We start from the raw sequence: 20095 nt of genomic DNA, 5'->3' as shown, positions 1-20095 counted from the left end.
TAGTTGCGCTTGATTGCTCGATGGCGTCGGTCGCGAGCCGCGCTTCCGTCAAGCCGCAATCCGCAAGCCATGTTTCCGCCAATCCGCTATCCGCGGCAATTCAAGAAGCATCCACCTGCCGGTAAACGCTCGGCGTGACGCCGTTCTTCCGCTTGAACAGCCCGTTGAAGTAGGCGATGTCCTGATAACCGACGGCGGAGGCGATATCGCTGATCTTGCGGTCGGTGGTGCGGAGGAGCCGGCAGGCCTCGCTGATGCGGACGTTCTGATGGTAGGTCTTGTAGGACATGCCGGTCTGCCTCGCGAACAGCCGGTGAAATTGTCGTTCGCCGATCCCGGCCAGGGCGGCCATCCGTTTGGCCGGCAGGTCCTGGTCGAAGCGGCTGTGGATCGTTGCGAGGACCGTCTCGAGGCCGGCGGGCAAAATGGCCGAAGCGGCGGAAGCGTCGCTGCGGCCGTCCAGCCGGAACAGATAGAGCAGCAGCCCCAGCACGCCTTGGTGCAGCGCGGCCTCGCGGGCGGGCTGAGCCGAGAGATACTCGTAATGCAGGCGCTGGAACAGCCGGTGGAACTCCCCGTGCGGATCCCGGTACCTGCGATAGTGGACCGTCTCCAGGAAAGGCAGCAGCGCTTCCCCGCCGGGTACGGCCTCCGCGAGACGGCGCGCGGCTTCCGGCGCGATGACGCAGTTGTACACGATCAGCGGATGCTCGGGCGAGGCGTTCGACGGCCGGAATACGTGCGATACCCCGACCGGCAGGAGGAAGATATCGCCGTGCGCGACCGGGAACGCTTCCTCGCCGAGATGATGCGTGCCGGCCCCTTCGCTGACGTAGCTGATTTCCAGAAAATCGTGGCGGTGCTCCGTCAGCTGGTACGTCTCGACCGCCCGGTTGACATAGATCGGCAGCGCGGAGTCGAAGAAGTCTTTGCCGTGCATTTGCGCGATCGGGCGTTGGATGGGCATCGTTGGTCACCTCTTCGTGGAATGTCATATTCGACGACAGTAAAAGTCCGATTAGCCTGCAATATACGACGTGATTCCATCTTATACTGGATCTAGGAAGCCTTCAAGCGACTAAAAGAATGGAGCGTGGGCAATCGATGGGATTGATAGTGAAACCGCTTACTTGCGAATATCGCGCAAGCGTGCTCGGGACGGATGTCAAGGCGCCGCGGTTCGGATGGAAGCTGCAGTCGGCGGATCGGGGAATCGTGCAGGAAGCCTACCGGGTACAGGCGATCAAGGCGGGCGGAAGCTTCGACGATCCGATCTGGGATACGGGCAAAATCCTCTCGGACGCGTCAATACAAGTGGCGTACGCCGGCCCGGAGCTGCAATCGCGGACGCGCTATCAGGCGCGGGTCAAAGCATGGGACCGGTCCGGGCGCGAATCGGAATGGAGCGAGCCCGTCTGGTGGGAAACGTCGTTCCTCTCGCCGGACGAATGGCGGGCGGAATGGATCACCCCCGACGCGGCGGCGATCGATCCGCAGGCGAAGCCGGCTTTTCTGCTCGCCAAGCGGTTCGCGGTCAAGCCGGACGTCGCGTCCGCGCGCATCTATGCGACGGCCGCCGGCGTGTACGAGCTGTACTTGAACGGGAAGCGGGTCGGGGACGAGCTGCTGGCGCCGGGCTGGACCAGTTATCGCAAACGGCAGCAATATCAAACCTACGACGTGACGGCCATGCTGGCGGGAGGCGGGACGAACGCCATCGGCGCGATGCTCGGCAACGGCTGGTACAAGGGGCGGCTCGGCTGGGAGGCGAACCGCATTAATCTGTACGGCGACCGCCGGGCGCTGCTGCTGCAGCTGCATATCGCCTATGCCGACGGCTCGGAGGAGATCGTGGGCAGCGATGCCACGTGGAAAGCCTCCGAAGGGCCGATCCGCCTGGCGGACCTCTACGACGGCGAGACGTACGACGCGAATCTGGAGCAGGAGGGCTGGAGCGAGCCGGGCTTCGACGATTCGGGCTGGAGCGGGACGGAAACCGTCGGTCTGCCGGTGAACCATCTGACGGCTCAGGAGCATCAACCGATTCGCGTGACGGAAATCATCAAGCCGCAAAGCTTGATCCGCACGCCGAAGGGCGAGATCGTGCTCGACATGGGGCAGAACATGGTCGGGCGCATCCGGATGACGCTGGACGTGCCGGCTGGCACGGCAATTACGCTGCACCATGCGGAAGTGTTGGACAAGGAAGGCAATTTCTATACGGGCAACCTGCGGACGGCCAAGCAGACGGTCGTCTATACGGCCAAGGGAATCGCAGGCGAGACCTACGCGCCGACGTTCACGTTCATGGGCTTCCGGTACGTGCGGATCGAAGGCTGTCCGGAGCGGTTGGAAAGCGGGCTGCTCGAAGCCTTCTCGGGCGAAGTCCTGCACACCGAAATGGCGCAGACCGGCGAATTCGACAGCTCGAGCGACATGATCAATCAGCTGCAGCGCAATATCGGGTGGGGGCAGCGGGGCAACTTCGTCGACGTGCCGACGGACTGCCCGCAGCGCGACGAGCGTCTCGGCTGGACGGGGGATGCGCAGGTATTCGTCCGGACCGCGGCGTTCAACTACGACGTTGCGTCTTTTTTCGCGAAGTGGCTGCGCGATCTGAAGGCGGATCAGAATCCGAACGGCAGCGTGCCGTTCGTCATCCCGAACGCGCTGCACGAATCCGCGACGCCGCCGCCGCAGGAGAATATTCCGACGTCCGCGGCTTGGGGCGACGCCGCCGTCATTTGCCCATGGACGATCTACCTCTGTTACGGGGACGTCCGTCTGCTGGCGGAGCAATACGAGAGCATGTGCGCGTGGGTGGCCTACATTCGCGGGCAGGGCGAGAACGAGTACCTGTGGAACACCGGGTTTCATTTCGGCGACTGGCTCGGGCTCGACGCCAAGGAAAACAGCTACGTCGGCGCGACGCCGCGCGATCTGATCGCCACGGCCTACTTCGCGCATTCGACGCGCCTGGTCCGCGATGCGGCCGTCGTGCTCGGCAAGGCGGCGGACGTCCGCGCGTACGGCGAGCTGCATGACCGGATCAAAGCGGAATTCCGGCGCGAGTTCCTGACGCCGAACGGCCGGCTGGCCGCGCCGACGCAGACGGCGCATGCGCTGGCGCTCATGTTCGGGCTCGTCGAAGGCGAGGACAAGAAGCGGGTCGCCAGGGAGCTGAACGAGCTGGTCGCGCAGAACGACTACCACCTGACGACGGGCTTCGTCGGCACGCCGTACCTGTGCTTCGCGCTGTCGGACAACGGCTACCACGCCACCGCCGTGAAGCTGCTGATGCAGGAAAGTTATCCGTCCTGGCTTTACTCCGTCACCAAAGGCGCGACGACGATCTGGGAGCATTGGGACGGCATCAAGCCGGACGGCTCGTTCTGGAGCGACGACATGAATTCGTACAATCATTACGCGTACGGCGCGATCGGCGAGTGGATGTACCGCTACGTGGCCGGGCTCGACATGGACGAAGCGTTCGCCGCGTACAAAAAAATCCGCATCCGGCCGCGCTTTGCCGAAGGCGCGCTCACGCATGCGCGCGCCGCACTGGAGTCGCCGTACGGCCGCATCGAATCCGGCTGGACGCAGGAGGCCGGCGAGACCGTCCTGCATCTGACGGTTCCGGCGAATGCGACGGCCGAGGTGGTGCTGGACGGCGTGACCCCGGCCGAATTGACGGAAGGCGGAGTTGCGGCATCGGAAGTGGATGGCGTCTTCGCGATCGCGGAAACCGGTACGGGCGTGAGCTTGACCGTGGGATCCGGCACGTACGCGTTCCGATACGCCGTCAAGCAGGATGCGCGGAAGGAGCATGCGCTTGTATAGCGCATGATCGCTGTCGATAGGGAAACCAGCCTCGAAACGCCCGGTACAGCGGCGGCTCGAGGCTGGTTGCGTTCGGGGCGAGCGCCGGAATTAGTCGTCCTGTCGACGATCCCGGCATCATCGACGCCGGACTCAGGTCGCCGCGCTTGAGCGAGCCTCAAGATGAGGCGAAAATGCGCAGTTTCCGAGCAGGAACAGCACTTAGCGCCGTACACGTGCCGGAAAAGGCTCGTCAAACCAACGAAAGGGGCTGGCACCCACAGGTGCCAACCCCCTATTTGTAACCCCCTTACGCCTACACCCCGCGCACCAGCCCGCCGTCGACCATCAGGCTTTGCCCGGTCACGTAGCTATTCGCGGGCGATGCCAGGAACGCGACGTAACGGGCGAACTCCGCCGGGTCGCCGTAACGTCCCACGCCGATCTCGCGCTCGGACTTCGCGCGCTGTTCCTCGTACGGGACGCCGGCCGCGGCGGCGCGGGCTTCGTCCATCGACCGGACGCGGTCCGTCGCGAAGCGGCCGGGCGCGGCCGAGTTGATCAAAATGTTGCGCGGCGCCAGCTCGTCGGCGAGCGTCTTGATCAAGCCCTGCACCCCAAGCCGCAGCGCGTTGCTGAGCACGAGACCCGGGATCGGCTGCTTGATCGACGTCGAGGAGACGTAGACGATGCGGCCGCCTTCCGCCGGGAAATGCGGCAGCGACAGCCGGATGAGCCGAATGACGCTCATCATGTTCAGCTGGAAGGCGGACTCCCATTGCTCGTCCGTGATCGCGGCGAACGATCCCGCGGGCGGCCCCCCGGCATTGCATACGAGGCCGTCGATCCGGCCGTACCGCTCGACGCTGGCCGCAATGAGCGACTCGATATCCGCGGCCGAGGAGACGTCTGCCCGTACGGCCAGCACGTCCCCGCCGGTCGCCGACCGGATGTCGGCGGCCGCGCCCTCGATCGTCTCCGCATGGCGGCCGCAGATGACCACGTTGGCCCCTTCCTGCGAGAGCCGCAGCGCGGCTGCTTTCCCCAGGCCTTTGCTGGCGGCCGTCACGATGACGGCGCGCCCTTTCAGTTCCAAATCCATGGCAAGTTCCTCCTTATTCGCGCAAGCGAGTCCGATTGGCGCCTATCGTAGGGGTTAGCTTGCAGGCCCATGAACGATGACGCGATCGGCGATTACTTACAGCATGCAATAGTCGAATCGTATTGTCGAGTCCGTTGCCGCTAGGCTGCGTCGCGGAAGGGCCGCAGGCATAGACGCACGCAAGCGTAACTTGGCCAACGCTTCAAAGGACAAGCAAAGACCTCCATCTCAAAATCAAAAAAAGCACCTGCTGCTCGCGGCAACGGGTGCTTCCTATTTATAGGATCGTACCAAATAGACAATTTAAAAAACGAATATGTTCGTGAAAAAAGTAATTTTTAAATCTTTGGGTGCGATATAGATGTCCTCGACCTCTATAATATTATTATAAATGAGAATTTATTATAAGTCTATACTTTTTTTCCGGTTTTGGATATATTTTTCGAGCGGCTAAAAAAGAGGAGGCTTAAGAAGCGATGATCACACTGCAAGGCATCAGTAAATCGTTCCGCGTCGCGAAGCGGTCGGCGGGCATGCGGCAAGCCATGAAAGCGTTGTTCGTCCGCGAGCATGCTATCGTGGATGCGCTCCGGGACATCTCGTTCACCATCAAGGAAGGGGAAATCGTGGGTTACATCGGACCGAACGGCGCAGGCAAATCCACGACGATCAAAGTCATGAGCGGCATCATGGTGCCCGATCGCGGAAGCTGTTCCATCATGGGCTATACGCCATGGCAGGAACGAAGGGCTTACGTCGGCAATATCGGCGTCGTCTTCGGCCAACGCTCGCAGCTGTGGTGGGACGTGCCGGTCATCGATTCCTTCGAGCTCCTAAGGGATATTTATAAGATCCCCCATCGATCGTATGCGGGGAACCTCGACTTGCTCACGGAAACGCTGGGACTCGGCAGCCTGCTTCAAACCCCGGTCAGGCAGCTCAGTCTAGGTCAGCGGATGCGCTGCGAGATCGCCGCGTCGCTTCTGCACGGTCCCAAGATTCTGTTCTTGGACGAACCGACGATCGGATTGGACGCGATCAGCAAAATCGCGGTCAGGCAATTCATCAAAACCATCAACAAAGAGAAAGGCGTCACCGTCATCCTCACGACGCACGACATGAGCGATATCGAGGCGCTGGCCGACCGGATCCTGATGATCGGCAACGGGACGCTGCTCTACGACGGCAACCTGGATGAGCTGCGCGGGCGCTTCGGCACCCATCGCACGGTTACGGTCGATTATCGCGCCAATGCCACGCCGCTCGATATCCCGGGCGCTTCCTTGCTCTCGTGGTCGCCGGAGAGGGCGGTGCTGAGCGTGGACACCGAGCAGGTATTGATGGCCCTCGTGATCGCGCGATTATCGGAGCAGGTCGAGCTCGTGGACGTGGCGATCGAGACGAAGCCCGTCGACGAACTGATCGTCGAGCTGTATAAGGAGCATCGCATATGAACGCGTATCTCTCGGTTTGGAGGCTGCGGTTCATCAACGGAATGCAGTACCGCGCCGCCGCTTATGCGGGCATGGCAACGCAGTTGTTTTTCGGCCTTGTCTTTATCATGATCTTCGTGGCTTTCTATCAACATAGCACGCAAGAGCAGCCCATCTCCCTGAAGGATGTCATCTCGTATACCTGGCTGCAGCAGATCTTTCTGGCGTTCATCATGCTCTGGTTCCGCGATAACGAGATCTTCCAGTTGATTACCGGAGGAAATATCGCCTACGAGCTCTGCAGGCCGTGCGGAATCTACGAATTCTGGTTCTCCAAGCTGCTGGCTCAGCGCGTGTCCAGCGCGGCGCTGCGATGTTTCCCGATTCTGATCGTCGCCTTCCTGCTCCCCCGGCCCTATCGGCTCCAACTGCCTCCATCGCTCACGGCAGGCTTATTGTTCGTCGTGTCGCTTCTGCTTGGCCTGCTCGTCGTCGTTTCGATCTCGATGCTGATCTATATCTCGGTGTTTTGGACCATGTCGCCCGTCGGTTCGACGCTGTTGATCGCCGTGGCGGGCGAGTTTTTCGCCGGCTTGGTCATTCCGGTCCCGCTGATGCCCGCATGGCTGCAGCAAATCGCCAACGCCCTGCCGTTCCGATGGACGGCGGATTTTCCTTTCCGCGTGTATTCCGGGCAAATTCCGCAGGCCGAGGCGCTGTGGGGGATTCTCATTCAACTGTTGTGGCTTGCGGCGCTGGTCGGCTTCGGCAGATGGAGCTTGCATCGGGCGCTGCGCCAAGTCGTCGTTCAAGGAGGGTAACGCGATGCGTTTATACATGCATTATTTGGCGATTCAATTCAAGTCGCAGATGCAGTACAGAACCTCGTTCTGGCTGCTGACCGTCGGCCAATTCTTCATCCCGTTCTCGGTGTTCGCGGGCTTGTATTTCATGTTCGAGCGATTCGGCCAAGTGCAGGGATGGAGCTTCTACGAGGTCGCGCTTTGCTTTGCCGTGATCCATCTGGCCTTCTCGTTCAGCGAATGCTTCTCGCGCGGCTTCGATGCCTTCTCGACCTTGGTCGGCAGCGGCGATTTCGACCGGTTGCTGGTCCGTCCCCGCACGACGGCGCTGCAGGTGCTCGGCTCCAAGTTCGAATTCACGCGCTTCGGCCGCCTGCTTCAGAGCTGTCTGGTCCTCGCGGTGGCGCTCATTCACTTGCCCGTCGCGTGGACCGCGGCGAAGGCGGTCACGATGCTCCTCATGGTAACGAGCGGCGTGATGATTTTCACCGGCATCTTCATGCTGGCGGCGACGCTGTGCTTTTGGACCATCGAGGGGCTGGAGATCGCGAACATCTTTACCGACGGGGGCCGCGAGATGGCGCAGTACCCGCTCAATATTTATCAGAAATGGGTGACGGTGTTCTTCACGTTCATCATTCCGTTCGGCTGCGTCAACTATTTGCCGATGCTCTATATACTGGGCCGGGCCGACGGCAACGGGATCCTCTACATGCTGACGCCCCTTGCGGGCTTCGCATTCATGCTGCCCTGCGTGCTCGTATGGCAGTTCGGCGTACGCCATTATCGTTCCACGGGCTCTTAGGAGGAGCGATCGCCGTTGTTTTAGTTGGCGGGGTGCTTCCGCAATGACGAGTTTTCGATATGCATGTGGGGGGCGGTACCGGCTTGGCCCGGTAATTCGGGCGCGGGCATTTCGAGGGGAATGGCATCGGCCCAAACGTCGGAATGCCGGGCCAATGTACCTCGCGGCCTCATGGCGGCCGGATGCGGGACGCGCGCGTTACCCGGCGCGAATCCCGCTATCGGCGCGGCTTGCGGCTTTCGAGCGCCGGTATTCGGTTCAATTCGCGGATGTGGCCGAGCGGGGTAATGGCCCTTTCTTCGGCGAGGCCCATGCAAGTTGGACGAAAGGACATATATTACAGATGTACCTAAACTTAAAGGGGATGAAAAAATGGGTTATGGATTAGGGAACGTCGGAGGAGTAGGTCAAGGTTGCGGCCCTGTAGGCGGCATCGGCTTGGGCGGCGGCTTCGCCGGAATCATTCTTGTCCTGTTCATCTTGCTGGTTATCATCTCGCGTCCCGTATTCTGCTAATTTGAAATGGGTCCTATTGGTACTACCTCCTGAACCAATAGCATGGCATAAATGATTTCGGCATCGAACAAACAGGCGCAATCGAACAGGCATGCCCGCAAGCTTCGGCTGGGGCATGCCTGTTCGTCGCGATTGCTTATTTCTTCTTCCGCAGGTCCGCCATGATCTGCTTCCCCGTCGGCGTCTGCGCGAGTCCGCCTCGCGCGGTTTCCCGCAGCGCCTCCGGCATCGCCGTGCCTACCTCCAGCATGACCTGCACCACCTCGTCGGACGGGATGACGCTGCGCACGGCAAGCTGGCGCAGCGTTCGAAAATGCATGGTCGATCGTTCCTTCCTTTACGTGATATGGACAAAGCCGACGCTATGGATCTCGGGATAGGCAGCGAGCTCGTCCTTCAAGTCCGGCGGGAAATCCTCGTCCGTCTCCAGCGCCATCATCGCTTCGCCGCTGCGGCTCTTGCGGTCGACGGTCATCGCGCTGATGTTGATCCCGTGCTGCTGCAGCAGGCGCGCCACGATGGCGATCATGCCGGGCGCGTCGTCGTTCCGAATGACGAGCGTCGGATAATTGCCCGTCATCTTCACCTTGAAGCCGTCGATGTTCACGACCTCGATATTGCCGCCGCCGATGGACGTGCCCACGAGCGTGAATGCCGGGTGCCCGTCCTCGGTATCGTCGTACAGCCGGAGCTCGGCCGTGTTGGAAGCGGGAACAATCCGGTTCCCGTTCCGACGTCCACGTGCATGCCCGATTGCGCGGCGAGCTCCAGCGAATCCGGCAGGCGGACGTCGTCGGTCGCCATGTCCAGCAGCCCGCCGACGATGGCGGCGTACGTGCCGTGCCCCTCGTAGGTCGCGGCGAACGAGCCGTAGAAGATCACGTCCGCGCGCCGCGGCAGCCCACCGAACAGCTGCCTGGCGGCTCTGCCGATGCGCGCCGCGCCCGCCGTATGCGAACTCGATGGCCCGATCATGGGCGGGCCGATGATGGAGAAGACGTCTTTGAAGCGCATGGCCATGCCTCCCGAAGCGAATCGATCATTAATGCTGGAAAATGTTAGTGTGCTTCATAACCAGGGGATTATGCGCGAAACGGACGCCGGACCATGGCAGCGCCGTCCAAGGCAAGGAGAGCGCCTTGATCAGGTGAGACAGTGCCGCGACACGATAATAGGATCGGTCCGGTGATCAGGACTCGGCGGCGACGCCGCAGGCTGTCGAGCCGCCCTGCGGCCTGTTCGCATGATTGAAAACGGTGCGAACGACGGCAGATCCGGCGCTTGTCCGAAGGCGGAAGATAATGAACCTAATTCAAGTATGCGCCTTCATGCCCCCTACCCAACATCTTCGGGACGTAGTACTGTATAAGAAACTATTGGCCCGATCGGGCGGGAAGGAGTGCGGCATGAATATTCTGATCGTGGACGACGAGCCGCGGCACTTGAGAGGGATGGCGGCCATGATCCGGGAGATGCGGCCGGACGCGCAGGTCGCGACGGCCAAAGACGGGGAAGCGGCCGTCGCGATCGTGCGGTCCGGGCTGCCCGACGTGGTGCTGAGCGACATTCAAATGCCGAACATGGACGGGCTTGCGTTCCTGCAGCTGCTGGAGGAGGAAGGCTTGCGGACCAAGGTCGTCATGGTGTCGGCCTACAATCTGTTCGAATACGCCCAGACCGCGATCCGGCATGGCGCGTACGATTATTTGCTGAAGCCGGTGGATGCCGAGAAGGTGGAGGCGCTGCTGCGACGGCTGGAGGAGCAGGTCGCGGCGGAAACGAAGGAGCGCGGGGAGTCCGACAGCATGAAGCAAAGGCTGCGGCTTGCGTCCTCGGCGTACCGGAGCCGCTTGCTGCACTTGTGGCTGAGCGGCGAGCTGCCGCCGGACGAACGGACGGAGCTGGAGGACTGGGAGCGGCTGCGGGAGGCGGACGCGCTTGTGCTGACGGAATTCGGTCCGGAGGACGGGGAGTGCGGCCATGATTATGGATCCAGCTTTGGCCGCGACGCCGGCTGCAGTTCCGATGGCGGCTTTAATTCTAGCCCCAACCCGCGCCATGTTCCCGGTTGCGACCCCGGCAGTCCCGGTCGCGACCTCGATAGCACCCATGGCCGCAATAGCAGCTACAATCACGCCTCCGCTCGCGACTCCGACAATCTTGACGGCGAGCAAGACGAGCGTTCGTTCCCGCTGGATACGCTGACGGAGCAGCTGAGCAGTGCGGTCGCGGCATTCGGCGAAGTCTGCACGTTTTCCTTGCAGGTCGTTCCGAACCAAGGGATGCGGCTGGTTACGGCGCTGCGGCTCGGGCGGCCGCTGTCCGCGAAGCTGGAGGAACTCCGCGGCGCGCTGCTGGCGCTTGCGGAGAGATGGCGGCGACGCGGCATCCAGGCCTCATATGGCATCGGTTCCATAACGGGCGGTACGGCGAACCGGCAGGACGGCGCGAATATTCCCGGCCTGTACCGGCAGGCCCAGACAGCGCTCGCGTATACGTTTCACGCCGAATGGCAGGGCGTCGCGAGCGGCGAAGCGCTTGATCCGCCGGCGGAATCCGTCTTCCGGCTGGACGGCGAGCAGCTGTTCGAGGCGCTTCAGGAGCCGACGATGGCGGCGGCCGAGGCCATGTGCCGCGGCGCATTCCGCGAGCTTGCGGCCGGAGGACGCGCCGATCCCAAGCTCATGAAGGATTACGCGTCCTTGACGCTGATCAAGATCAAGAGCCGAACCCGCGATATCGTCGAGCAGCGGATTGGAAGCGTTCTCACCCAAGCGGCCGCCTCGGAGCTGCCGGCATGCCGCAGCGGCGAGGCGCTCGTGGAGCTGCTGCTCCGCTATTTGAGCGAGGTCCACCGGTCGCTCGCCGAACGCAAGCAAGGCCGCAGCGAGCTTGCCGCGGATCATTGCTTGAGCTGGATTCAGACGCATTACCGGGAGGACGTCACCTTGGAGATGGCGGCGGAGCAGTTTCACTTCAACGCGTCGTATTTCAGCACGTTAATCAAGCAGCGGACGGGGCGCTCGTTCTCCGACCATCTCACGGAGGCGCGCATGCGCCGGGCCAAGGAGCTGCTTGCCGCCGGGCAGCTCAAGATCTACGAGATCGCGGAGCAATGCGGCTACCGGGACACGAAATATTTTACGCGGATGTTCAAGCGCCAGGTCGGGCTGTCTCCGGAAAATTATAAGCATATGGCGCGGCCGCAGGCCGGGAAAGGGGACACGCCATGACGTTCCGGGCAAGGCTGCTGCTCAGTTACTTGACGCTCATCGCGCTGCCGCTCCTCGTGCTCAGCTCGCTGTTCTACCGGTCGAGCCTGAACGTCGTCACGGAGCAGGCGCAGAAGAACGTCTACGCCGTCGTCAAGAAGAACAACGACGTCATCGACACGAAGCTCGGCATCGCGGACCAGAACAGCCGGTCGATGTTCGTCGACAAGGATCTGTTCCAGATCTTCAACAAGCTCGATCCGTCCAAGGAAGAGGATCTCGTCGCCGCCGATCGCCAGATCTCCGCGATCCTGAGCAAGTACTTCTCCCAGAACGACGAAGTGTACGCCGCGCAGCTCTGGACCTCGTACTACAGCTTCGGCTTGTCGCGTTCGCTTCCCCAGGGCGATCCGGCCCAATCGCGGATTTACAAGGAGGCCGTGCAGGCAGGCGGGAAGATGGTCTGGTACCCGACGTACGATTTCACGGCGATGTTCGACCAGCCTTGGCTGCAGGAGGGGACGATCGATTTTCGCTACCTGTTCTCCGCGACCCGGCTGCTGAACTTCTCCCATCTGGAGGACAGCACGCTGGTCAAGCTGAAGCCGGGGGTGGAGCGCCCCGTGCTGACGATCAGCTACAAGTCCACGGTGCTGGACGAGCTCTTCGAGCAGGACATTCCCGCCGGCTCGTCTTATATGGTGCTGAACCCCGACGGCATCGTCGTGGCGTCCAGCGATAAGTCACAGATCACGAAGCGCTACGAGCAGCCGTGGATCGATCGGTTCCGCGCGCAGGGAAGCGGGACGGAGCGGCTGTCGTTGGACGGGGAGAATCGGATCGTCTGCTTCGACCGCTCGGAGCTGACGGGCTGGCTGTCCATCGTCGTGACCCCGCAGTCGGCGCTCGTGAGCAGCCTCGTACCCGTTATTCGCACCTCGACGATCGTCAGCGCGCTCGCGCTGAGCGTCGTTGCGCTGCTATTCGCGTATTTCATTCTCGGCCGGATTACCGGACCGATCAAGAAGCTGATGAGCGCGATGCGCTCGGTGGGCGAAGGGGATTTCCAGACGCGTGTCGAGGTGGCGAGGAACGACGAGTTCGGCCTGCTGTCGCAGCGGTTCAACCGGATGAACGACCGCATCCGCATGCTGGTTCAGGAAAACTACGAGATCAAGCTCAAGGAGAAGGAAGCGGAGATTCAGGCGCTCAACATGCAGATGAATCCGCATTTTCTGTACAACACGCTCAACGTCATGAACTGGACCGCCATCGAGAACGGACAGAAGGAGCTGAGCAAGATGCTCGTCAGTTTGTCCAACATGCTGCATTACACGTCCCGCAAGGACTGGGGCGCCGTGCATCTGTCGGAGGAGCTGGAGTGGATGCGCAACTATTTCTACATCATGGCGGCCCGGTTCGAAGGGAAATTCGAGGTCGTCTACGAGATCGAGCCCGCGCTCTACGAAGAGAAGCTGCCGCGCCTGCTGTTCCAGCCGTTCGTGGAGAATGCCATCCTGCACGGCTTCGGCGGGCTGGAGGCCGGCGGGCGGATCGCGATCCGCGGCTGGACGGCGGGCGGCAGCCGTTACTTCGAGATCCGCGACAACGGGCGGGGCATCAGCAAGGAAGGGATCGACGCCATCCTGTACAAGGAATCCGCGTCCATCGGCATCAAGAACACGATCTCCCGCATCCGGATGGCCTATGGCGAGACGTACGGCATCCGTATTCATTCCGCGCGGGGCGAAGGGACGAGCATCTTGATCGAGCTTCCGCACAATACCCAATAATAGTCCACCATTCTAGAAAAGCTCGGGTTTTGAAAGCGCTGTCCATCTCTTACAATAAAACCATCATAGACTGCAGCTATGAGCCAATGAGGTTGATCGCAGAAAGGGGCTCTTATCGTATGATCAGAAAGCAAGCAAAACCGATTTCCCTGTTCCTGGTGCTGCTGCTGGCGGCCGTGACGCTGCTGTCCGGCTGCACGAAATCGGATAGCGGAAATGCCAATACGAACGCATCGCAAAACGGCGCGAGCAATGCAGCGGGCAATGCCGACGCGAACGCCGATGCGGAGAATGGGGCGGCCAACGCCGGCAGCAGCGAGCCGATCACGCTTCGCCTTGCCGCTTGGGGCTCCCCGGACGAGATCGCGGCGTACAAGGTCGCCATCGCCCGGATCGAGAAAGCCAAGCCGAACATCAAGGTCGATTTTCAAGCCATCAGCGCCGATTACGACACCAAGATGACAACCATGGTCGCCGGCAACGACGAACCGGACGTGGCCATGATGGAATCCGCCACGATCGCGTTCCCGCTCGCGGAGCAGGGCAAATTCCTGAACCTGCAGGACTATCTCGATAAAGACACCGAAATCAACATGGATGCGCTCGTGCCGAACATCACGTATTCCGCCGAGCCCGGCAACGTGATCGGGATCGGACCGGGACCGGAGACGTTCGTGCTGTATTACAACGAGGACGTGTTCAAGGACGCGGGCATCGATCCGCCGCCGGCCGACCCGGCGAACGCGTGGACGTGGGACCAATTCGTGGACGTCGCCAAGCGGCTGACGATCGACAACAAAGGCCGCAACGCGACGGAGACGGGCTTCGATCCGAAGAACATCAAGCAGTTCGGCATCAACCTGCCCACCTGGTGGGGCCTGTACAGCAACTTCATCTACTCGAACGGCGGGGATTTCCTCTCGGCCGACGGCAAGACGCTCGGCTTGAACCAGCCGGAAGCGGTAGAAGCGATCCAGAAGCTGGCGGATCTGATCAACGTGGACCACGTGGCCCCTTCCCCGCTGCAAGCGAAGAATATCCCCGGCACGAACGTGGCGCTCCAGACCAAGAAGGTCGCCATGGCGTTCGACGGACAATGGGCGACGACGGCGCTCGCGCAGTCCAAATTCAATTATAACGTTGCCGCGCTCCCGGTCATGAAGGAGCCGGTCACGACCGTCGTCGCCGGCATGTTCTCGATCTTCAAATCGACCAAGCATCCGCAGGAATCCTGGGAGCTGCTGAAGGCGCTGATCGATCCGGAGGCATCGCTCGACATGCTGACGGCCGGCACGTGGATGCCGTCGCACAAGGACTGGTACACGGATGCCGACAAGCTGGCCAAGTGGACGCAGGACCTGCCGTCCCGTCCGTCCGGCTACAAGGGCGCGGTCATCGACATGCTGCTGAGCCACAGCCACGCGACGCCGACGGCTTACGTCAAGAACTTCAACAAGATCATGGACGTCATCAATCCCGCCATGGATAAAGTATGGCTTGGCAAGCAATCGGCCAAGGAAGCGCTCGATGCCGTCGCCGCGAAGGCGCAGGAGCAGGTGCAGGGCCGCCGCGACATCAAGTAATATGCCGTCCGCGGAAGCGGACGACGATAGGGGGACGGCGTTCTTGCCCTGGGAACGCCGTCTTCTTTCATAGACAGGAGGTTATTCGGCATGGAGATTTCGGCACGCGATGGACAGCAGGCTCGACCCGCAGCCCGAAAGAAAACCACCTCTAGAGAGCGCAAGGCGCTGTTCTACGGGCTTTTATTCACGTCGCCGGCGATACTCGGCTTTCTGATCTTCACGCTTGGGCCGATGGTCGCGAGCTTCTATCTCAGTCTGACGGACTACAACGTCTTCAAGGACAAAACGGCGTTTATCGGCTTTGCCAATTACGCGAAGCTGTTCACGGGAGAGGATGAGCTGTTCTATCAATCCCTCGGCACGACGTTCTATTTCGTGGTGCTGCGCGTGCCGGCGGTCATCGTCATCTCCTTCGTCCTGGCGCTTCTGCTGAATATGAACGTAAAGGGGCGGTCCGTGTTCCGGACGATCATCTACCTGCCGAGCATCGTGCCGGCGGTGGCGTCCTCGATGATATGGCTCTGGCTGCTCAATCCGGATCTCGGCCTCGTCAACACGATGCTGAGAGGGCTACATCTGCCGACGAGCAACTGGCTGTTCGGGGAGAGCAGCGTCATTCCGTCCATCGTCCTCACGACGCTGTGGGGCATCGGCGGCACCGTCATCATTTTCCTGGCGGGGCTCTCCGGCATTCCCAAGCAGTATTACGAGGCGATCGACGTCGACGGCGGCGGCTGGTACCACAAGCTGCGGCATATCACGATACCGATGGTGACGCCGACGATCTTCTTCAACACGATCATGACGATCATCGGCTCCTTCCAGGTGTTCAGCGAGGCGTATATCCTGACCCAGGGCGGACCGAACAATAAAAGCCTGTTCTTCGTGTTCTACCTGTGGCGCACCGCGTTCCGCGACACCGAGATGGGCTATGCGTCCGCGCTGGCGTGGGTGCTGTTCGTCATCATCCTGTTCTTCACGTTCATCGTCTTCAAGACGTCCAAATCCTGGGTGCATTACGAGGGGGACCGCGCATGAGAGAGTCCAGGCTGAAGCTTACCGCGGGGTATATCGCCCTGCTCATCGTAGCCGTGCTGTTCATCGTCCCGTTCGTCTGGCTGCTGCGCAGCTCCGTCATGGATCTGTCCCAGATCTTCATCATGCCGCCGGCGTGGTGGCCGAGGCCGTTTCACTTCGAGAACTTCAAGGAAGCGCTGACGGTCGTGCCGTTCGGCGCGTTCTTCAAGAACACGCTCATCATCGTCGCGAGCGTGCTGCTCGGCACGGTCGTCTCGAGCACCGTGGCCGCGTTCGGCTTCTCCCGCATCCGCTGGAAGGGACGCGACGCGATCTTCGCGGTGCTTATGTCCGCGATGATGCTGCCCGGGGCCGTCACGCTCATCCCGAGCTTCATCGGCTGGAAGGAGATCGGCTTCTACGATACGTTCTATCCCCTGATCGTCCCGGCGTACTTCGGCGGGGGCATCTTCAACATCTTCCTGCTGCGCCAGTTCTACCTGACGATTCCGCAGGATTTCGACGAAGCGGCGTTCGTGGACGGGGCGAACTATTTCCAGATCTATTGGCGGATCCTGCTGCCGCTCAGCCGCTCCGCGGTCATCGTGGTCGCGCTGTTCACGTTTCTCGGCTCGTGGAACGATTTCATGGGCCCGCTTATTTACCTGAAAAGCGACAGCCGCTTCACGCTCGCGCTCGGCCTGCAAATGTTCCAGGGCAGCTACACCGCGCAGTGGGATCTCCTGATGGCGGCTTCGGCGGCTGTCGTCCTGCCGTGCGTCGTCGTGTTTCTGATCGGGCAGCGCTACTTTCTGGAAGGAATCACGCTCACGGGGTTGAAAGGGTAAGGAACGACTGACAAGGAGGCATGCAAGATGTCGATGGTGGAAAATCCGGTCAAGGGCTGGCAGGGCGTCCCCTTCTCCGCGGTGAAGATCAAGGACGAGTTCTGGCGTCCGCGGCTGGAAGTGCTGAAGAACGTGACGATCGGCGTTTGTCTCGACCAATGCGAGCGGACGAACCGGATCGCGAATTTCGCGCTGGCCGGCGGCTTGGCGGAAGGCCAATACGAAGGCAAGTATTACAACGACTCCGACGTGTACAAGGTGCTGGAGGGTGCCGCGTACGCGCTCATGACGGACCGCGATCCCGCGCTGGAAGCGGAGATCGACCGCATCGCCGGGCTGATCGAAGCCGCGCAGGAGTCCGACGGCTACCTGTCAACCTATTACACGGTGGAAGCGCCGGAGCTGAAATGGACCGACATGGAGAAGCACGAGATGTACAACGGCGGCCATCTGATCGAGGCGGCGGTCGCGTACTATCAGGCGACGGGCAAACGCAGGCTCCTGGACGTCGCGTGCCGGCTGGCCGATCATTACGACGCGACGTTCGGACCGGGCAAGCGCCACTGGGCCGAGGGGCACGAGGAGATCGAGCTGGCGCTCGTAAAGCTGTTCCGCGCGACGGGCGAGGAGCGGTATTGGAGGCTCGCGCTCTGGCTGCTCGAGGAACGCGGCCACGGCCACGGCGTCGGCGCGATCTGGGATAAGCCGGATTGGGGTCCGGCGTACTGCCAGGACGACGTGCCGGTCCGGGATATCCGCGAGGTGAAAGGGCACGCGGTCCGCGCGATGTACCTCTACACGGCGATGGCCGACGTCGTGCTCGCTTCGAACGATACCGCGTACCTGGACGCGCTCGACCGCGTTTGGGCGCATACGGTGGAGCGCAACCTGTACGTGACCGGCGGCATCGGGCCGTCCGTGCACAACGAAGGGTTCACCCACGATTACGACCTGCCGAACGAATCGGCGTACTGCGAGACCTGCGCGGCCATCGCGATGGCGTTCTGGAACCATCGGATGAACCTGCTGCACGGCGACGGCAAATACGCCGACCTCGTGGAGCGGGAGATGTACAACGGCGCGCTGTCCGGCATCTCGCTCTCCGGCGACAAATTCTTCTACGTGAATCCGCTGGCGTCCAAGGGCGAGCATCACCGGGTCGAGTGGTTCCATACGTCGTGCTGCCCGACGAATCTGGCGCGCTTCCTGCCGGCCATCGGCCAGTACGCGTATGCCGCGACGGAGGACGGTATTGCGGTTAATCAGTACATGAGCAGCGAGACGACCGTCGATCTCGGCGGTGGCGTTGGCACGGTGCGGATCGCGCAGACCACGGCCTATCCGTGGGACGGACGCGTGGCGCTTGAGGTCACGCCGGAGCAGGCGGGCGAGTTCGCGGTGCGGCTGCGTCTGCCGGGCTGGTGCCGGAGCTATCGGATATCCGCGCAGGGCGAGCGAGTCGAAGGCGCGGAGGCGTTGGCGGAGAAGGGCTATCTCGTGCTGCGGCGGTATTGGACGCCGGGCGATACGATCGAGCTGGAGCTGGATATGCCCGTCGAGGCGATCCGTTCCCGGCCGGAAGTGGAAGCGAACCGCGGACGCATCGCGTTCCAGCGCGGGCCGGTCGTATATTGCGTCGAGCAGACCGGGAATGACGGGCTGCGGTATGACGCATTCGCGCTTGCGGCGCACGAGGCGTTCGCGGTCGAGCACCGGGTCGAGCTGCTTGGCGGCGTGACCGTGCTGCGCGGCCGGACGGTTGAGGGCGCGGCTTGCGAGCTGATCCCTTACTATGCGTGGGATAATCGCGAAGCGGGGTTCATGCAGGTGTGGGTTCGCGAGGCGGAGGATGGGCGGTTGTATCGGTAGTTTGGTGGTTTGAGGCTGGGGTTCGCGTTGAAGCGACAGTGGGTGTTTCCTCAATAGCGAAGATTGGGGTATTTGATTAACCGTCTTTGCAATTGTAACGGGGCAGGCGGTTCATGTATTTTGGAAGGTCAACCAGCAGCGCTGGTTGGCCTTTTTGATTATGCGTATCAAGAGGGTGATGGCGATTTTGCTTTTATGTAAATGCTGTCGACAATCATATTAAATTTCCGTAAAATGGAAGTTAAAAACATTGAAAGATAAGTTCGATTTATATGTGGTGAAGTGCCTTTAGAGAAGTTCGTGAAAAAGACGTTATCGGAAATGACACAAAAGAATGAATAAATTTGGGGGCATATTAAGATGATTGAAAAACTACTAGAAAACTTTAGGGAATCTATTGCAGTATTATCAATTTCATTAGCCTTGATTTTTATCTGTATTTTTATTTGGACTAAAGTATTGAAGAAGGAAGCTTTAAAGGTAGTTGGAATACTTATAGTTTTAGGTGTAAGTTTATTTGCTAACGAAGCAACAAGTTATTTTTTAGCTATTTTAGTCTTGGCTACTCTAGTTACAAATTTAGAGTTTTTACAGAATATCGCGGCAATAATTAGAAATAGTGATGCGTACTTTAATCATTTAGTTGGGACAAGATCTCAAAAGGAAATTGAAGCTTCTATTACTGATGAAATTGAGGCAGTTGAAAAGGCAATAGAATCAGATATAAGTCAAGAAAGTAAATCACAAACTGATAATCAAATAAATTTAACTCTCAATAAATCCAATTTAAATCCTATGCAATTTGCTTTGATAGCTGAAGAATATACTTTTAAATTCCTTGAGAATAAGTACGGACAATTTATTAATAGATATGTGAAGATAAGTGGAACGAAGAAAAGGGTAGAATTTGATGGAATTATGTTATTAGATAAAAAATCTGTTGTTTTAGAAATTAAGATAAGTAGACATGGATATTACCCTAAGGATTATATAATTCAATCGATAGAGAAAAACACAAAGTATATTAAGGAATTTGATAATCGTTTCACTAAGAATGTGGAATTGCGTTTTATATTCGTTGGTAATATTAATGAAAAGTTTAAAGAGAGGATATTAGGATTAGAGCCTGGAAATGACTATATGATTCATGGAGTTGATTTGCAATTTGAATTTTATAGTTTTGATGAGATTGGTTTAAAGGATATTTTAAATATTGAGGATAACAAAGAGAGTTAATAGAGGAAATGTGAAAATTCTCCGATAACAAAGTATTTACGCTGCGTCGCTATCGC

General features: G+C 59.8%; 16 protein-coding genes and 1 pseudogene. 12 read left to right on the top strand and 5 right to left on the bottom strand.

Going from position 1 to position 20095, the window contains the following annotated elements; translation table 11 throughout:
- Positions 1 to 100: 100 nt before the first annotated feature.
- On the bottom strand, positions 101 to 967 hold the full coding sequence (locus tag GT019_RS16225) for an AraC family transcriptional regulator (RefSeq protein ID WP_161744236.1): 867 nt from the start codon (positions 965 to 967) through the stop codon (positions 101 to 103).
- A 137-nt stretch (positions 968 to 1104) separates the two neighbouring features.
- On the opposite strand from GT019_RS16225, the gene GT019_RS16220 reads away from it, so the two are divergent.
- Positions 1105 to 3840 carry an alpha-L-rhamnosidase gene (locus GT019_RS16220; RefSeq protein WP_161744235.1) on the top strand — a complete coding sequence of 912 codons (2736 nt, stop codon included), beginning with the start codon at positions 1105 to 1107 and terminating at the stop codon, positions 3838 to 3840.
- Positions 3841 to 4135: 295 nt separating this feature from the next.
- Here GT019_RS16220 and GT019_RS16215 read toward each other — a convergent pair whose 3' ends face one another.
- Complete coding sequence (locus GT019_RS16215) at positions 4136 to 4921, bottom strand: SDR family oxidoreductase (protein ID WP_161744234.1); 786 nt, start codon at positions 4919 to 4921, stop codon at positions 4136 to 4138.
- 476 nt (positions 4922 to 5397) lie between these two features.
- Between GT019_RS16215 and GT019_RS16210 the strand changes: the two genes are divergently transcribed.
- From GT019_RS16210 to GT019_RS16195, 4 genes are all read left to right on the top strand, one after another.
- Positions 5398 to 6375 (top strand): ABC transporter ATP-binding protein, encoded by a 978-nt coding sequence (locus GT019_RS16210; RefSeq protein WP_161744233.1) that lies wholly within the window; start codon positions 5398 to 5400, stop codon positions 6373 to 6375.
- Positions 6372 to 7175, top strand: coding sequence for an ABC transporter permease (locus tag GT019_RS16205; RefSeq protein WP_161744232.1), 804 nt, complete (start codon positions 6372 to 6374; stop codon positions 7173 to 7175). The genes GT019_RS16210 and GT019_RS16205 overlap by 4 nt, the downstream gene beginning before the upstream one ends.
- 4 nt (positions 7176 to 7179) lie before the next feature.
- Entirely contained in the window at positions 7180 to 7962 is a 783-nt protein-coding gene (locus GT019_RS16200) for an ABC transporter permease (protein WP_161744231.1), read from the top strand.
- Positions 7963 to 8334: 372 nt separating this feature from the next.
- The gene (locus GT019_RS16195; protein ID WP_161744230.1) at positions 8335 to 8478 is read left to right on the top strand and encodes a sporulation protein YjcZ; all 144 of its coding nucleotides are present in this window, start codon (positions 8335 to 8337) and stop codon (positions 8476 to 8478) included.
- A 136-nt stretch (positions 8479 to 8614) separates the two neighbouring features.
- Here GT019_RS16195 and GT019_RS16190 read toward each other — a convergent pair.
- The 3 genes and pseudogenes from GT019_RS16190 to GT019_RS31985 form a co-directional block, all read right to left on the bottom strand.
- Positions 8615 to 8767, bottom strand: a pseudogene (locus GT019_RS16190) (L-serine ammonia-lyase, iron-sulfur-dependent, subunit alpha); the annotation flags it as partial.
- A 48-nt stretch (positions 8768 to 8815) separates the two neighbouring features.
- The gene (locus tag GT019_RS32485) at positions 8816 to 9121 is read right to left on the bottom strand and encodes an ACT domain-containing protein (RefSeq protein WP_328803977.1); all 306 of its coding nucleotides are present in this window, start codon (positions 9119 to 9121) and stop codon (positions 8816 to 8818) included.
- Complete coding sequence (locus tag GT019_RS31985; RefSeq protein WP_235948327.1) at positions 9082 to 9492, bottom strand: serine dehydratase beta chain; 411 nt, start codon at positions 9490 to 9492, stop codon at positions 9082 to 9084. The genes GT019_RS32485 and GT019_RS31985 overlap by 40 nt, the downstream gene beginning before the upstream one ends.
- A gap of 392 nt (positions 9493 to 9884) precedes the next feature.
- Between GT019_RS31985 and GT019_RS16180 the strand changes: the two genes are divergently transcribed.
- From GT019_RS16180 to GT019_RS16150, 7 genes are all read left to right on the top strand, one after another.
- Entirely contained in the window at positions 9885 to 11711 is a 1827-nt protein-coding gene (locus GT019_RS16180) for a response regulator transcription factor (RefSeq protein WP_161744229.1), read from the top strand.
- A complete protein-coding gene (locus GT019_RS16175; RefSeq protein WP_161744228.1) occupies positions 11708 to 13483 on the top strand; it encodes a cache domain-containing sensor histidine kinase in 1776 nt (591 codons plus the stop codon). Before GT019_RS16180 ends, GT019_RS16175 begins: the two co-directional genes overlap by 4 nt.
- 119 nt (positions 13484 to 13602) lie before the next feature.
- A complete protein-coding gene (locus GT019_RS16170; RefSeq protein WP_161744227.1) occupies positions 13603 to 15066 on the top strand; it encodes an ABC transporter substrate-binding protein in 1464 nt (487 codons plus the stop codon).
- A gap of 90 nt (positions 15067 to 15156) precedes the next feature.
- Complete coding sequence (locus GT019_RS16165; protein WP_161744226.1) at positions 15157 to 16107, top strand: carbohydrate ABC transporter permease; 951 nt, start codon at positions 15157 to 15159, stop codon at positions 16105 to 16107.
- Positions 16104 to 16934 (top strand): carbohydrate ABC transporter permease, encoded by an 831-nt coding sequence (locus GT019_RS16160; RefSeq protein WP_161744225.1) that lies wholly within the window; start codon positions 16104 to 16106, stop codon positions 16932 to 16934. Before GT019_RS16165 ends, GT019_RS16160 begins: the two co-directional genes overlap by 4 nt.
- Positions 16935 to 16961: 27 nt before the next feature.
- Positions 16962 to 18803 carry a glycoside hydrolase family 127 protein gene (locus GT019_RS16155; RefSeq protein ID WP_161744224.1) on the top strand — a complete coding sequence of 614 codons (1842 nt, stop codon included), beginning with the start codon at positions 16962 to 16964 and terminating at the stop codon, positions 18801 to 18803.
- Positions 18804 to 19163: 360 nt separating this feature from the next.
- Entirely contained in the window at positions 19164 to 20039 is an 876-nt protein-coding gene (locus tag GT019_RS16150; RefSeq protein ID WP_161744223.1) for a hypothetical protein, read from the top strand.
- Positions 20040 to 20095 lie beyond the last annotated feature (56 nt).

It is taken from the genome of Paenibacillus glycinis (assembly GCF_009909185.1).
Classification (GTDB): domain Bacteria; phylum Bacillota; class Bacilli; order Paenibacillales; family Paenibacillaceae; genus Paenibacillus_Z; species Paenibacillus_Z glycinis.
Note: the sequence above shows the minus strand (reverse complement) of the source record. Positions and strands in the feature narration are given on the sequence as shown.